Source organism: Telmatospirillum sp. J64-1 (assembly GCF_006980715.1).
Classification (GTDB): Bacteria; Pseudomonadota; Alphaproteobacteria; order Rhodospirillales; family Magnetospirillaceae; genus Oleiliquidispirillum; species Oleiliquidispirillum nitrogeniifigens.
This window is the reverse complement of sequence record NZ_SBHN01000005.1, coordinates 12,970-26,971: the sequence shown is the minus strand read 5'-3', so window position 1 is coordinate 26,971 and position 14,002 is coordinate 12,970. Positions and strand designations below refer to the sequence as shown.

The following is a 14,002-nucleotide window of genomic DNA, read 5'->3' as shown; positions in this document are numbered from 1 at the left end:
GACCTCCTGCGCTTGCGCTTTTGTTTAGGCGGGATCGGGTGAGGCGATGTAGAGCGCCGTCGCCCGCAATTGCGTCATGGTCTGGTACCGCTCGTACTGGGCCAGCACATCGTTGATGAGCTGGTCGCGGGTGAAGCCCATGATGTTGTAGCCGCGGCTGCCGTCCGAGAAATAGGTTCGGGCCTCCCAGCTTTGGGGGCGCCGGGACTCGGGGCGGGTGGCGTCGGCGGCCGACAGCGCCACCAGAAGATGCCGGTGGGGCTTGATGCCGTAGACGAAGCTGCGCACGTCCTCGGCCGGAATGGTCAGGGAGAAGCCGTCATGCTCGTCCCTTTCCACCGAAGCGGCCAGCCCGCGCTTGCGCATTTCCTCGGCGACCGATTCCAGGGCCGGCTTGGCCAGGCTGTCCAGGAAATGGCGGACATCCTGCTGCCGGGGCGTATGCAGGATCAGCCCAAGGCGCTGATGCCAGGACAGTTCCGTTGGTGGCGCGGCGGCGGCAGGCTGCGCTTCCGCCTGGCTGCGGGCGAGGTCGGATCGCATTCCCTTCATCAGCCCGATGGCGAGCAGCACCATGATCACCGTGAAGGGCAGGGCACTGATCAGGGTGACCGTCTGCAAGGCCGACAGTCCGCCCGCCAGCAGCAGTACGGCGGCGGTGAAGCCTTCCAGGCTGCACCAGTAGATGCGTTGCCAGACCGGCGTCTCGTCGGTGCCGCCCGAGGCGATGGTGTCCACCACCATGGAGCCGGAATCGGCCGAGGTGATGAAGAAGATCGCCACGAGGAGGATGGCCAGGACCGAGGCCACGCCGCCCATCGGCAGGTATTCGAAGAACTGGAACAGCGCCACGGAGACATCGGCGGACACGGCTTCGGTGATGGCCCCGGCGGCGACGGTCATGTCGAGGAAAATGGCGGTGTTGCCGAAGATCGTCATCCACAGGAAGGAGAAGCCGCTGGGAATCAGCAGGACGCCCAGGGCGAATTCCCGCACCGTGCGCCCGCGCGAGATGCGGGCGATGAACATGCCGACGAAGGGCGACCAGGCGATCCACCAGGCCCAGTAGAACAGCGTCCACGAGCTCATCCAGCCGCGCGGTTCATAGGCGTAGAGATTGAAGGTGCGGACAAAGAAATTGTCCAGATAGGTGCCGACATTCTGCAGGGCGGCCTGGAGCAGGAAGCTCGTCGGCCCCATCATCAGGACGAAGACCATCAGCAGGATGGCGCAGATCAGGTTCAGTTCCGACAGCCTGCGGATGCCCGTGTCGAGGCCGCTCAGCACGGAGAGCGTCGCCAGGAACATGATCCCGGCGATCAGGAGAACCTGCACCCAGGATTCGTTAGGCAGGCCGAACAGGTAGTTCAGCCCGGAATTGATCTGCAGGACCCCGAAGCCCAGGGAGGTGGCGATGCCGAACAGGGTGCCGCAGATGGCGAAGATGTCCACGGCATTGCCGATGGGGCCGTAGATCCGGTTCTTCAGCAGCGGATACAGCCCCGAACGCACCGTCAGCGGCAGGTTGTAGCGGAAGCAGAAATAGGCCAGGGACAGCCCGACGATGGCATAGATGGCCCAGGCATGGATGCCCCAGTGGAAGAAGGTGATCACCATCGCCGAACGCGCCGCTTCCAGCGTCTGCGGGTCGGCTTCGGGCGGTGCCGAGTAATGGAGGATGGGCTCGGCCACGGCGAAGAACATCAGGCCGATGCCCATTCCGGCCGCGAAAAGCATGGCGAGCCAGGAAGGATAGGAATAATCGGGCTGGGCCTCGTCGGGCCCCAGCTTCAACTGTCCATAGCGGCTGAGAGCCATATAGAGGATGACGAAGACGAAACCGGCAACGGACAGGATGTAGAACCATCCGAAGCCGTCGATGATCGTAGTCTGGATGGCGGAGAAGATAGCTTCCGCTCGGTTGGGGAACAGCACTCCGATCAGGAGGAAAATCCCGATGACGGCGCTTGATCCCCAAAAAACAGGCGGATTCATATTCGCCCGCATGCACAACTCCTTTTCTTGGCTCCGTCGTCAGGGAGGGTGGCAACAGCGGAAAGAGGCATGCTGCCGGGCCTGAAAGGCGCGATCCTTCAGCGGAAGGCTGCCAAGGCGTCCCAGGTCCATTCCGGAAATGACAAGCCGCCCCATGCGGGGGCACAGGAATGGATGACGCGGAGAGAAATATTCTCGAAGGCGGGAGAAACCCGCGCGAAGGAGGGCTTCATACCACATTCGAGCTAGGAATGTAACAGCCGAGATAGCTGATCTATCCGGAACGGGAGATGATTCAAGGGGTGTGAAGGATATTCTGATCCACGCGTGGCGAGGATTTTGCCGTGGTTCTTATATTCTTTTTACATGAAAAGGTTTTTGGGGTTTTATTTATAGAGAAATTTTTTATTGGTGTTCCCCAAAAAAAGAACGGGCCTTTTCTCCTGTGAAAAGGAAAAAAGGCCCGTGACATTGGGTTCATGCCTGGCGCGGCATTCCCGGTCGGCGACCGGCTGCGTTATGCGCCCGGTTCGGGGGATTTGTCGGCGGCGGGATCGGGCATCGGGCTCAACGGGCGGTGCATGATCACCACGTCGACCCAGCGGTTGAACTTCCACCCGACCTCGCGCAGCACGCCTTCCTGGCGGAAGCCCATGGCGCGGTGCAGGTTGATCGATCCCATATTGGCCGAGTCGCCGATCACCCCGATCATCTGGTGATAGCCCAGCGCCGAGCAGCGTTCGATCAGGGCGCCCAGCAGGGCGCGGCCGACGCCCCGGCCCTGGACCAGCGGCCCGACATAGATGGAATCCTCGACGGTGAAGCGATAGGCCGAGCGATGGCGGAAGGGGCCGGCATAGGTGAAGCCCATGATGTCGCCGTCATATTCCGCCACCAGATAGGGCAGGCCGCGCTCCAGCACGGTCCGTCGTCGCGCGCGCATTTCCTCCACCGAAGGCGGCACTTCCTCGAAGGAGGCGCAGCTGCGGGTGACGTAATAGCCATAGATGGCGCAAACGGCGTCCATGTCCTCTTCGGTGGCATCGCGCACCAGGACAGGCAGGAGGGAGGAGGGTGTCATCGCGGCACGAAGTCCGAGGCGGGGAGGGTGGTCAGGGCGGCGATCACCGCCCTCAGGTGATTGGCGAGCCGGGTGAAGCCCTGGCTGCGCTCGTGTGTCTCCTCTACCATGTAGAGGTGACGGTTGATCTCGATCTGCAGGGCATGCACGCCCCGCGAAGGTTGGCCGTAGTGATAGGTGGTGAAGCCGCCGGCATAGGGGGTGTTGCGCACGACGCGGTATCCCTGGCCCTTCAGCACGGATTCGACCGTGGCGCAGAGGCTGGGTGCGGCCGAGGTGCCGAAGACGTCGCCCAGCACGAAATCCACCTGGCCCGAGCCACGCTCCGTCGAACCTGGGGTCGAGGGCATGGAATGGCAGTCGATCAGCAGGCAATAGCCGAATTGCGCGCGCGTGCGCTCGATCAGTCCGGCCAGGGCATCGTGATAGGGGCGATAGAAGCGGGCGATGCGCTGTTCAGCCTCGGCGAAGGTCAGCTTGCGCGAATAGATCTCGGCGCCGCTGGCGACCAGCCGGGCGATGGTGCCCAGGCCGATGGCGACGCGGGGCGAGCGGACATTGGCATGGGGCGGCAGCCGGTCGGCGAACATGGCCGGGTCCAGCTCGTAGGGTTCGCGGTTGAGATCGAGATAGGCGCGCGGGAAGAGGGCGCGGATGATCGGCGCGCCGAATTCGGGCGCGGCAGCGAACAGCTCGTCGACGAAGCTGTCTTCCGACTTGCGAAGGGTCTGCGGATCAAGTGCCGAGGCGGCGACGAAATCCGCAGGATAGTTGCGCCCGCTATGAGGCGAAGCGAAAACCAGCGGAACCGTTTGCCGCGACGGTTCAGTGATGTCGAAGACCTCTCCCTGGCCTTCGGGCGCCTGCCAGCCTTTGTTTGGAATGCTGTCCATGAAACTGATTTAGAGGAATCCCGGCCTTCTGTCATCCCTTCGAACAGTGCCGGAGCCTTTGTGTTCGAAAAGTGAAAAAAAGGTATTGCCAAGCCCTGCGGACAGCGCTAAAAGACCGGCCTCCGCAGCGCACTACACGGCGGCGGCGGACGAAAGGGCGGTTAGCTCAGCGGGAGAGCACTACGTTGACATCGTAGGGGTCACTGGTTCAATCCCAGTACCGCCCACCATCAAAACCCCAAGGGAAACCTTGGGGTTTTGCCATTTCTAGGACCCGCAAATTTTTTTGGTCGCAGCGCTTGTGGGTGCAATGTGGTCGCTAATCCCTGAATAGCGGGCCGGCTCCGCCACAGGCAAAAGGCGGCCGGCGGCCTGGGGCCGCAAGAAGGACGGCCTTCACGTCTTCCACGGATATGCCGGTTCCCCTGGGATAGGCGTTTCAGCCAGGGCTACACCCTATAGTCATAGGCTCGCAAAAAACCATGTTCAGGCCGCTTATATCCGCTGTATAAGGCCGAGAAATTATGGTGGTGAGACATCTGCACCCTGGATTCGAGGATTGTCGCCCGGTCAATGCCTTCGGCTGGGCTGTATAGTATAAGAACACGGAAGTTTTTGTGCCGGATGCAGGGCGGCCGATGCTGGTAAAAGGCTTTCTGTATGCTTTCTTCGCGGCTATCCAACTTACCCATAGTCGTTCGCCTGACTATGGGGTTTGCCGTTCTGATCCTTGTTACCATGGTGATGGGGGCTTTGGCGCTGCGAACCCTCTCGGTCATGTCGACACTGACCGACGAGATCTTTGATCATTCCATGACGGTGATCGACGAGGTCCAGCAGGCGCGGTTGGGCGTCGCCAGGATGTATGGTGAGGGCCAGCGCCTGTTGCAGGTGCTGGGGCCGGAAGATGTCGAGGGCATCGCGGCGCGGCTGGCCGAGCTCGACCGCCAGACGGTCGCCCATCTCGAAAATGTCCGCAGGGTCTACCAGGGCAACCCGCAAGATGTCACCGAGGCCTTGCTGGCGCTGGACGAGCGTCGCCGCGTGCGGCAGGTCAGCCTGCAATTGATGCGCGAGGGCCGCCGCGAAGAGGCCGTCGCCAATGTCCTGAATCACGGCATGCCGGCGGAAGCGGTGGTGGAGCAGAAGGTTGTCGACATCGTCACCTTCGCCCGTGACATGGCGTGGGAAAAGAGGGCTGCCGCCAACGCCGCACGGCAGGAAGCCTTCCTCCACGTGGTCGGGGCTTTGCTGGTGCTGACCCTGCTGGGGTTGTTCCTCGCCGTCGCGATCACGCGCGGGATCGTGGGGCCGCTGGGTATCCTGCGTCACCGCATGCAGGCCCTGGCGGCGGGCGACCTGAGCATCGAGGTGCCGTTCCGCGAGGGCCGCAGCGAAGTCTCGATGATGGCGCGGGCGGTTCAGGTGCTGAAGGATGCGGCCGGGCGGCTGGAGGGCCAGCACTGGGTCAAGGCGCATCTGGCGCAGCTGGGCAAGCTTTTGCAGCAGGCCGCCACCCGCCGCGATCTGTGCCAGACGGCCATCGAAACCCTGGTGCCTCTGCTGAAGGGCGGAGTCGGCGCCTTCTATGTCTGGGACGAGGACGGCAAGGTTTGGCGGCTGACCGGCGGCTACGGTGTCACGGCGGCGCTCGACATCAGGGCCGCCTTCGCACCGGGAGAGGGGCTGGTCGGCCAGGCGGCGCTCGGCGGCAAGCCCATCCTGCTCACCGATCTTCCCGGCGACTATCCCCGCCGCATCAATTCCGGGATGGGCGATGCCGTGCCGGGCCAGGTGCTGGTCGTGCCGCTCATGACCAAGGACAAGGTCGTCGGCGTGATCGAGATCGGCGCCTTCGGTCCCTTCACCGCCGAGCAGCAGGCCCTGATCGAGGAAGCCGCGCCGCTGATCGCGCTCAATCTGGAAATCCTCGAACGCAACGAACATACCCGGCTGCTGCTCGACCAGACCCAGAAGCAGGCCGAGGAATTGCGGGCCTCGGAAGAGGAATTGCGGGCGCAAAGCGATCAGTTGCAGGCGGCCAACGAGGAATTGCGGGCTTCGGAAGAGGAATTGCGGGCGCAGCGCGAGGAATTGCAGGCCACCAACGAGGAGCTCGAGGAAAAGGCCCGGCAGATGGACGAGCAGGCCAAGATCCTGGAGATCGCCAGGATGGAGGCCGACCACCGCGCCCTGGAGCGGGAAACGGCCAGCCGCTACAAGTCCGAATTCCTCGCCAACATGTCCCACGAATTGCGCACGCCGCTCAACAGCTTGCTGATCCTGGCCCGCAGCCTGGCGGACAACGAAGAGGGCAATCTCAGCGCGGATCAGGTGGATTCGGCGCGGGTCATTGAGGAAAGCGGAACGCATCTGCTGCGGCTGCTCAACGACATCCTCGACCTTTCCAAGGTCGAGGCCGGCAAGATGGAGATCGTGGCGAGCGCGATCGAACAGGAGGAATTCACCGAATCCATCCGCCGCCGCTTCCGCCGACTGGCGGAAGCCAAGGGCTTGACCTTCACCGTCGAAGCCGCCGCCGACCTGCCCGCCGCCTGGCGGTCCGACCGGGGCAAGATCGACCAGATCCTCAACAATCTGGTGAGCAATGCCATCAAGTTCACCGAGAGCGGCGGCATCTCCGTACGCCTCGAGCGGCCCAGGGACGTGGCGGCCTTCGCCATCGTCGGCCTCGATGTCACCGAGGCCCTGGCCATCGAGGTGGCCGATAGCGGGATCGGCATTCCGTCCGATCAGTTGAGCCGCATCTTCGAAGCCTTCGAACAGGTGGACGGCAGTGCCAGCCGGCGCTATGGCGGGACCGGGTTGGGCCTCAGCATTTCCCGCAAGCTCGCCCGCTTCCTGGGCGGCGACGTCCTGGTCTCCAGCGTCGAAGGGGAGGGCAGCGTCTTCACCCTGGTCCTGCCGCTGACGCCCGCCTTGCCGGTTCCCGCAGAGCAGGCGGAATCCCCGGCGCTTCCTCCGCCGCCGAAGCCTGCGCCCTTCCTGTCGCCGCAGACGCAGGAAGATGACCGCGACACCCTGACGCCGCAGGACGAAACCATTCTGGTGATCGAGGACGATCCCGCCTTCGCCCGCATCATTTGCGACCTTGCCCGCAAGCGCGGTTTCAAATGCCTGTTGGCCGGCGACGGCATGGCCGGACTCGAACTGGCGAAGACCTATCGCCCGACGGGCATCGTGCTCGATGTCGGTCTGCCTCGCCTCGACGGCTGGACGGTGATGGAGAGGCTGAAGCAGGCTCCAGAGACCCGCCATATCCCGGTGCATTTCATGTCCGCCCATGACGGAGATGGCCGGGGACTCGACCTGGGGGCGGTCGGTTTCGCCACCAAGCCGGTCAGCCGCGAGGTGATCGAGGGCGTGCTGGACCGTCTGCGCCATTCCGGCAAGGCCTCCGAGCCCCGGCGGGTTCTGCTGGTGGAGGACGACCCGGCGACACGCAAGGCGGTGACCACCCTGCTGCGCGGCCGGGAAGTGGAGATCAGCGAGGCAGACTCGGGCGAGAAGGCCATGGAGCTTCTGCGCCAGGGCGGCCGCTACGATTGCCTGATCCTCGACCTGGGCCTGCCGGACATCGACGGCGTCGAATGGCTCGACCGCTGCGTCCGCGAGAATCTGACGCTGCCGCCGGTGGTGGTCTATTCGGCGCGCGACCTGACCGCCGCCGAGACCCTGGCCCTGCGCGAGCATACCGACAGCATCGTCATCAAGGGCGGCCGGGCCCCCGAGCGCCTGCTGGACGAGGTGACGCTGTTCCTTCACAGCGTGCAGAGCCATCTGCCCGAGGGACAGCAGATGGCCTTGCGCGCGCAGCAGGCCAAGCAGGAGGTGGGCAGCGGCTGCACCGTTCTGGTGGTCGATGACGACATGCGGAATGCCTTCGCCCTGTCCAAGGTCCTGCGGGCCAAGGGGCTGAAGGTCCTGATGGCCCAGGACGGCCAGAAGGCCCTGGCCCAGTTGGACGAGGCGCCGCAGGTGGATTGCGTGCTGATGGACATCATGATGCCCGGCATGGACGGCTATCAGACGATGCGGGAAATCCGCCGCCATCCGCGCTTCAAGACCCTGCCGATCATCGCCCTGACGGCCAAGGCGATGCCTGGGGACCGCGACAAATGCATCCAGGCGGGGGCGACCGAATACATGTCCAAGCCGGTCGAGATCGACGCCTTGCTGGCCCTCATGCGCAACCTGGTGATGGCCTGAGATCGTGACTCGTCAAGCCGCCGATGTGCAGGAGCTTGAGATATCGCTGTTCCTTGAAGCCTTGGCGCGGCATCAGGGCTATGATTTCAGGCATTACGCCAAGGCCTCTCTGAGGCGGCGGGTCCTGGCCCTGACGGCGGCGGTCGGGTGCCGCAATGTCTCGGAACTGATCCCGCGGGTCATCCACGAGGAGAATTTCCTGCGCCAGGTCCTGTCGCATCTGTCGGTGCCGGTCAGCGAGTTCTTCCGCGATCCCCCGGTCTTCCGGGCGCTGCGCGAGACCGTGGTGCCGCTGCTGCACAGCTATCCCCGCATCAATGTCTGGCTGGCGGGCTGTGCCAATGGCGAGGAAGCCTATTCCCTGGCGATCCTGCTGCGGGAGGAAGGGCTGCTGGAGCGGACCCAGATCTATGCGACGGACATCAACGACGTGGCCTTGCAGAAGGCGGAGGACGGCATCTTCCCCTCCCGCGACCTTGCCGACATGGAACGCAACTATCGGGAGGGCGGCGGCAAGGCCGATTTCTCGGATTACTACAACGCCAGTTACGGCTTCATCCGCATGGCGGACAGTCTGCGCAAAAACATAGTCTTCGCGCATCACAACCTGGTGTCCGACGGCGTGTTCTGCGAAGTGCAGATGATCATGTGCCGTAATGTCATGATATATTTCGACGAGCAGCTCCAGAATCGCGTCCTGAAACTGTTTCATGAAAGCTTGACCCGTGGGGGCTTTCTATGTCTAGGGAACCGGGAAAGTTTACGGCACACTGACGCCCGGGCAATTTTCACGACCCTTGATCAGGAACTTCGGATCTTTCGGCGCGCCGAGGAGGGCAGGGTATGACGTTTTCTCGGATCTCAGCGACGACGATACTCGCCAAGCCGAAGATATTGCTCGTCGACCGCGATCCCGAGCATCTGTTTTTCCTGGGCGGCAAGCTGAACCGTACGGATTGCGAACTGGTCACGGCGCAGACCGGGAACGAGGTTCTCGCCCGCTGCGTTGCCGAGGATTTCGCCTTGGTCCTGCTGACGGTCGATCTGCCGGAAATGGAGGTTTTCGAGGTGGCGGCGCTGCTGAAGGAGGAGGAAAGCACCCGCCATATTCCGATCCTCTTCATCGACCCCCGCTCCTGCGATTCGGCCAATCGCCATCGCGCCTATGCCGTCGGCGCCATCGACTACATCGAGGGGCCGGTGGACGACATCGTCCTGGCGGCGAAGGTTTCGGCCTTCCTGGAACTCCAGTCCATGCGCATGACGCTGCAACGGCAATTGGCGCGTGGCGAGGCAATGCGGGTGGCGGCGAAGGAAAGCGAATTGCGCTTCCGCCAAGCCTTGACCGATTCGCCCTTTCCCGTCCTGCTGCACGCCGAGGACGGCGAGGTGATCGTCCTCAGCCGCAAATGGTCCGAACTGACCGGATACGCGCCCCATGAGGACCCGTCCATCGCCCTTTGGGTGGCGCGTGCCGACGGCGCCCCGTCGGAGGACGGGCTGAGGCGCGAGGGCCAGTTCCCCATCCATACGGCGGAAGGCCAGCAATTGCTGTGGGATTTCACCTCCGGCAGTCTGGCGCCCTTGCCGGATGGGCGCCGTCTGACCATCAGCATGGCCGTCGACATCACAGAGCGCAGCCGGGCCGAACAGGCGATCGCCAGGGCCAGGCATGAGGCCGAGCGGGCCAATCTGGCGAAGTCGCATTTCCTGGCGGCGGCCAGCCACGATTTGCGCCAGCCGCTCCATGCCCTCGGCCTCTACCTGGAACTCCTGTCCCAGCGCATGCCCGAAGGGAACGAGCCGCCGCTGGTCGCGGCCAAGCAATGCGTGGAAATCCTCAGCGAGCAGTTGAACGACCTGCTGGACGTCTCGAAGCTGGAAACCGGCGCGACCAGCGTGGCCGCCGTCGAATGCCGGATCGGCGACATCCTGGCGAAGGTGATGACGAGCCAGAAGGCATCGGCCGAGGCCAAGGGCATTGTCCTCAGGCTGGTCGAAACCAACGAGGTGGTGCGGACCGATCCGGGCCTGTTCGAGCGCCTCATGCTCAATCTCGTCTCGAATGCGGTGAAGTATACCCCGCGCGGCAAGGTGCTGGTCGGCTTGCGGCGGCGCCAGGGCAGGCTTCGGGTGGAGGTCTGGGATACGGGGATCGGTATCCCGGAAGACAGCCTCCTCGACATCTTCAACGAATTCCACCAGCTGGACAATCCGTCGCGGGACCGGGCGATGGGCAGCGGCCTGGGACTGGCGATCGTCGAGCGGGCGGCCAAGCTGCTCGGCGTTACCATCGACGTGCGTTCCCAGCTCGGCAAGGGCTCGGTCTTCACGGTGTCCTTCCCGCAGCCGGAATCCTGACCGTTCGTCGAGACGAACCGGCATAGCATCGAAGCGGACACGTTCCGGTCCGGAGGGCGAGGCGCGTCCGCTCTTCTCGATGCCGTCTGCCCTTACGCGTTTGCCCCGCCGTCGATCGTGAAGCTGGCGCCGGTCACGCCCCTGCCGTCCGGACCGGCCAGCCAGGCGACGAGTCCGGCGACCTCGGCGGCATCGTTGTAGCGCGGGATCGCCATATAGCTGCGCTGCATGTCCGCGGTCTCACCATCGGCTGGATTCATCTCGGTGTTCGTCGAGCCCGGCTGGACGAGATTGACCGTGATCCCGCGCGGTCCGAGGTCGCGCGCCGCCCCCTTGGTGAAGCCGATCAGCGCGGCCTTGCTCATGGCATAAAGGCTGATTCCGGGTGCCGGAACACGCTCGGCAAGATTGCTGCCGATGGAGATGATTCGTCCTCCGTCCCGCATATGTTTCGCGGCGCTACGCGTCGCGACGAAGACGGCCTTGACGTTCACGTCCATGGTCCGGTTGAAGTCTTCGTCGGAGAATTCCGCAAGGGGCCGCGCCTCGAAGATCCCCGCATTGTTGACCAGTATGTCGATGCCACCGAAAGACGATACCGTCTGCTCCACGGCGGCTTCCACGGCCTGCGCATCGCGATTATCGGCTTTGACGGCCAGGCCCCGGCCGCCTGCTTCTTCGGTTTCGGCGACGAATTGGCGCGCCTGTTCGGCCGAGCGGCTATAGGTCACGGCCACCGCGGCGCCCTGGGCGACCAGACGGCGTGCAATCGCCAACCCGATGCCGCGCCCGCCGCCGGTCACCAGCGCAACCTTGCCCTTCAAGTCCTGCATCTGCCTGCTCCATTTATTTAGTAATCAATATATATATGGATGGAAGGCTTGCCTGCGGCTGTCAAGGAATTTATATATCGACTGCTATAAATAATGAGAGGCAGCATGGCCGCGCGTGGGCGACCAAGACAATTCGATCGGCAAGAGGCCCTTCGCAAGGCGATGGACCTCTTCTGGCGCAAGGGCTTCGACAACACCTCGATTGCGGATTTGACCGATAGGCTGGGCCTGAGCCCGCCAAGCCTCTACGCCGCCTTCGGCAGCAAGGAACAGCTGTTCCGGGAAGCCCTCGACCTTTATGCCCAAACCGATGGCAGCGGCATCTGGAACCATCTTGAAACTGCGCCGACGGCAAAAGAGGCGGTCCACCGCCTCTTGCGCGCGACGGCCGAGCGCTATACCGCCAGCAACCCGGCGCGCGGCTGCATGATCGTCCTCTCCGCCCCGCAGATGGAGGGCGGCAACACGGCGATCTGCGGCGAGCTCAAGGCGCGCAGGCAGGAGAATGTGATCCAGCTCGAGGAGCGGCTGCGGCAGGCGGTCGAAGAGGGAGAATTGACGCCCGCGACCGATGTGGCGGCGCTGGCCTCCTATTTCGCCACGGTGCAGCAAGGGATGTCGATCCAGGCGCGGGACGGCGCGTCCCGCGAGACTTTGCTGGCGGTCGCGGACTATGCCATGGCCGCCTGGGGGACGGCTCCTTGAACGCCGGCCTCAGGCGCGCGGGTCGGTTGCCTGGAAGGAGGGACGGCGGATGATCTCCGCATGCCATGCCGCCAGGCGGGGTGCCGTTTCGCGCCATTGCAGATCCGCATGCCGGAAGGCTACATAATCCAGGGCCGCACCCACCGACAAGGCGCCCAGGCCGAAGCCACCGGCCAGTATTTCCGCCTCTGATTCCAGGGCCGCGATCATCCGGACTGCGGCGGCCATTTGCCGGGCCACCCAACCGGGAGAGCGCTCTCCTTCCGGCCGCCGACTCTCGATGGCGGCGTCGAAGGCGGCATCGGTCAAGGCCTGGGCCATGGCGGCCAGCCGCAATTCCCGCCACCGGGCTTCTCCCTCGGCAGGCAGCAGCCGGGGGCCGGGCAAGACCGCGTCCAGATATTCGGCGATGGCCCAGCTTTCCCCCAGGGACCAGCCGTCATCCGTCTCCAGGCTCGGCACCTTCGAGGCCGGGTTGACGGCAAGAAGATCCTCCGGCGATGCCCAGGGATCGGTCTGCACGACCGCGACTCTTGCCCCGGCTTCCCCCTTTTCCTGCAACAGCACCAGCACCTTGCGGGCATAGGGGGATGTTTTGTTGACGAACAGCTTCATGAGGGCCTCCGGCTGAGATGGTTGGCAATCAGGGCGGAAAGGGCCCCTGCGGCAAGGCAGGCGGCGCCGATGGCGAAGAGAGGGCGGTGATCGCCCCAGGCGGCGAACAGGGCGGAAAGGGCATAGCCGCCCACGACCTGGGTGAGCGCGAAGGCGGCGGTCATGCGCCCCCAGGCGGCCATGTGGCCCGCCGGACCGGCCAGGGATGCCGCCACGCCCGAGGCCAGGGTGACGGAACCGGGGGTCAGCAGGCCGACCAGGAAGGCGGACAGGGCCAGCGCCGGAATGGCGGTAAGGCCGAGCGGTAGGGCGACGGCCAGGGCCTTGACCCCGAGCGCGAGGGCGAAGGCGGGGCCGAAGCCCAGGCGTCCGGCCAGCCACCCGCCGAACAGGGCGCCCAGCATGGCGCCGATGCCGAAGGCGGCCCAGATCACGCCGCCGATCCCGACGCCGAGCCCCAGACCCCGGGCGACGTAATCCGACAGGAACAGGGTATGGGGGACATAGCCGATTCCATCCCCGGCATAGGCCAGGGTGAACAGCAGCAGGGGCGCCAGCTTCGGTGTCGGCGCGGCTTCCGTCCGCTCGCTCCGGGCTATCACCGGCGGCCAGTGCCGCCAGGCCAGCAGCGTGAGGCCCAGCGCCAGCGCGGCCAAGGCCAGCCACACCGTCCCGAGCCCCGCCGGGACCAGGGCCGGTACGCCGAAGCCTGCCAGGACGACGCCGATGCCGATGCCCGAGAAGACGACGCCGATGGCCCGCGGCTTCAGGCCCTTCGGTACGCTCGCCAGCACCGTGGGACCGGCCAGCACGATCAGCACCGCCCCCGTCGCCCCGGCCAGCACGCGCCAGAAGGTCAGCCAGGGCAGGCCGCCATTCCAGGCGCAGGCGGCAAGCGAAATCACCGTCAGCATCATGGCCAGGCGCAGAATGTCCCGGGCCGGCCAGCGCCGCGCCAGGGGGGCGGCGATCAGGGCGCCGAGCAGATAGCCCAGCAGATTGGCCGCCCCCAGGTAGGTGGCGTCGCTGCTGCTCAGCCATCCCTCGGTGACCAGCGCAGGCAGAAGCGGCGTATAGGCGAAACGCGCCAGTCCCAGCCCCAGCAAGGTGGCCGCAAGCCCGGCCAGTGCCGGTGCGAGCCAGACCGGCGCTGCCGCTGTCTGTTCCTGGGGGGCGCTCATCGTGTGTGCCTGCCTCGTCGATCTCGGCATTGTCGGGTCCTGAGACTGTTCAGGTCCCGAGGCTGCCATAGGCTTGACATCATAAAAAGCGAAGAGTTCTGATAACAG

Annotated in this window: 10 protein-coding genes and 1 tRNA gene; 5 read left to right on the top strand and 6 right to left on the bottom strand. The window is 64.6% G+C overall.

Annotation, left to right across the window (positions count from 1 at the left end):
• Window positions 1-24 precede the first annotated feature (24 nt).
• The 3 genes from EPD66_RS06080 to EPD66_RS06070 all read right to left on the bottom strand — a co-directional run bounded on the left by EPD66_RS06080 (window position 25) and on the right by EPD66_RS06070 (window position 3,969).
• Entirely contained in the window at window positions 25-2,007 is a 1,983-nt protein-coding gene (locus tag EPD66_RS06080; RefSeq protein WP_255448384.1) for a BCCT family transporter, read from the bottom strand.
• A gap of 505 nt (window positions 2,008-2,512) precedes the next feature.
• Window positions 2,513-3,076 carry a GNAT family N-acetyltransferase gene (locus EPD66_RS06075; protein ID WP_142847600.1) on the bottom strand — a complete coding sequence of 188 codons (564 nt, stop codon included), beginning with the start codon at window positions 3,074-3,076 and terminating at the stop codon, window positions 2,513-2,515.
• The gene (locus EPD66_RS06070) at window positions 3,073-3,969 is read right to left on the bottom strand and encodes an N-formylglutamate amidohydrolase (RefSeq protein ID WP_142847599.1); all 897 of its coding nucleotides are present in this window, start codon (window positions 3,967-3,969) and stop codon (window positions 3,073-3,075) included. Before EPD66_RS06070 ends, EPD66_RS06075 begins: the two co-directional genes overlap by 4 nt.
• 155 nt (window positions 3,970-4,124) lie before the next feature.
• On the opposite strand from EPD66_RS06070, the gene EPD66_RS06065 reads away from it, so the two are divergent.
• The 4 genes from EPD66_RS06065 (at window position 4,125) to EPD66_RS06050 (ending at window position 10,560) form a co-directional block, all read left to right on the top strand.
• Window positions 4,125-4,199: transfer RNA gene (locus EPD66_RS06065), tRNA-Val, on the top strand.
• A gap of 430 nt (window positions 4,200-4,629) precedes the next feature.
• Entirely contained in the window at window positions 4,630-8,199 is a 3,570-nt protein-coding gene (locus EPD66_RS06060) for a response regulator (protein ID WP_142847598.1), read from the top strand.
• 4 nt (window positions 8,200-8,203) lie between these two features.
• Entirely contained in the window at window positions 8,204-9,046 is an 843-nt protein-coding gene (locus EPD66_RS06055; RefSeq protein ID WP_142847597.1) for a protein-glutamate O-methyltransferase CheR, read from the top strand.
• Window positions 9,043-10,560, top strand: coding sequence for an ATP-binding protein (locus EPD66_RS06050; RefSeq protein WP_142847596.1), 1,518 nt, complete (start codon window positions 9,043-9,045; stop codon window positions 10,558-10,560). Before EPD66_RS06055 ends, EPD66_RS06050 begins: the two co-directional genes overlap by 4 nt.
• A 92-nt stretch (window positions 10,561-10,652) precedes the next feature.
• Here the strand turns inward: EPD66_RS06050 and EPD66_RS06045 are convergent, their stop codons facing one another.
• On the bottom strand, window positions 10,653-11,393 hold the full coding sequence (locus EPD66_RS06045; protein WP_142847595.1) for a 3-oxoacyl-ACP reductase family protein: 741 nt from the start codon (window positions 11,391-11,393) through the stop codon (window positions 10,653-10,655).
• 162 nt (window positions 11,394-11,555) lie between these two features.
• On the opposite strand from EPD66_RS06045, the gene EPD66_RS06040 reads away from it, so the two are divergent.
• Complete coding sequence (locus EPD66_RS06040; RefSeq protein ID WP_221930890.1) at window positions 11,556-12,098, top strand: TetR/AcrR family transcriptional regulator; 543 nt, start codon at window positions 11,556-11,558, stop codon at window positions 12,096-12,098.
• A gap of 9 nt (window positions 12,099-12,107) precedes the next feature.
• On the opposite strand, the gene EPD66_RS06035 is transcribed toward EPD66_RS06040, so the two are convergent.
• Window positions 12,108-12,713: a glutathione S-transferase family protein gene (locus EPD66_RS06035; RefSeq protein WP_142847593.1), complete on the bottom strand. Its 606-nt coding sequence runs from the start codon at window positions 12,711-12,713 to the stop codon at window positions 12,108-12,110.
• Window positions 12,710-13,894 carry a YbfB/YjiJ family MFS transporter gene (locus tag EPD66_RS06030; protein ID WP_185961278.1) on the bottom strand — a complete coding sequence of 395 codons (1,185 nt, stop codon included), beginning with the start codon at window positions 13,892-13,894 and terminating at the stop codon, window positions 12,710-12,712. Before EPD66_RS06030 ends, EPD66_RS06035 begins: the two co-directional genes overlap by 4 nt.
• Window positions 13,895-14,002: the final 108 nt, after the last annotated feature.

What these genes read in the sequence shown, in the direction of transcription:
- EPD66_RS06080 (WP_255448384.1), bottom strand. Translation starts at nt 2,007, where the DNA reads ATGCGGGCGAATATGAATCCGCCTGTTTTTTGGGGATCAAGCGCCGTC.
- EPD66_RS06075 (WP_142847600.1), bottom strand. Translation starts at nt 3,076, where the DNA reads ATGACACCCTCCTCCCTCCTGCCTGTCCTGGTGCGCGATGCCACCGAA.
- EPD66_RS06070 (WP_142847599.1), bottom strand. Translation starts at nt 3,969, where the DNA reads ATGGACAGCATTCCAAACAAAGGCTGGCAGGCGCCCGAAGGCCAGGGA.
- EPD66_RS06060 (WP_142847598.1), top strand. Translation starts at nt 4,630, where the DNA reads ATGCTTTCTTCGCGGCTATCCAACTTACCCATAGTCGTTCGCCTGACT.
- EPD66_RS06050 (WP_142847596.1), top strand. Translation starts at nt 9,043, where the DNA reads ATGACGTTTTCTCGGATCTCAGCGACGACGATACTCGCCAAGCCGAAG.
- EPD66_RS06045 (WP_142847595.1), bottom strand. Translation starts at nt 11,393, where the DNA reads ATGCAGGACTTGAAGGGCAAGGTTGCGCTGGTGACCGGCGGCGGGCGC.
- EPD66_RS06040 (WP_221930890.1), top strand. Translation starts at nt 11,556, where the DNA reads ATGGACCTCTTCTGGCGCAAGGGCTTCGACAACACCTCGATTGCGGAT.
- EPD66_RS06035 (WP_142847593.1), bottom strand. Translation starts at nt 12,713, where the DNA reads ATGAAGCTGTTCGTCAACAAAACATCCCCCTATGCCCGCAAGGTGCTG.
- EPD66_RS06030 (WP_185961278.1), bottom strand. Translation starts at nt 13,894, where the DNA reads ATGAGCGCCCCCCAGGAACAGACAGCGGCAGCGCCGGTCTGGCTCGCA.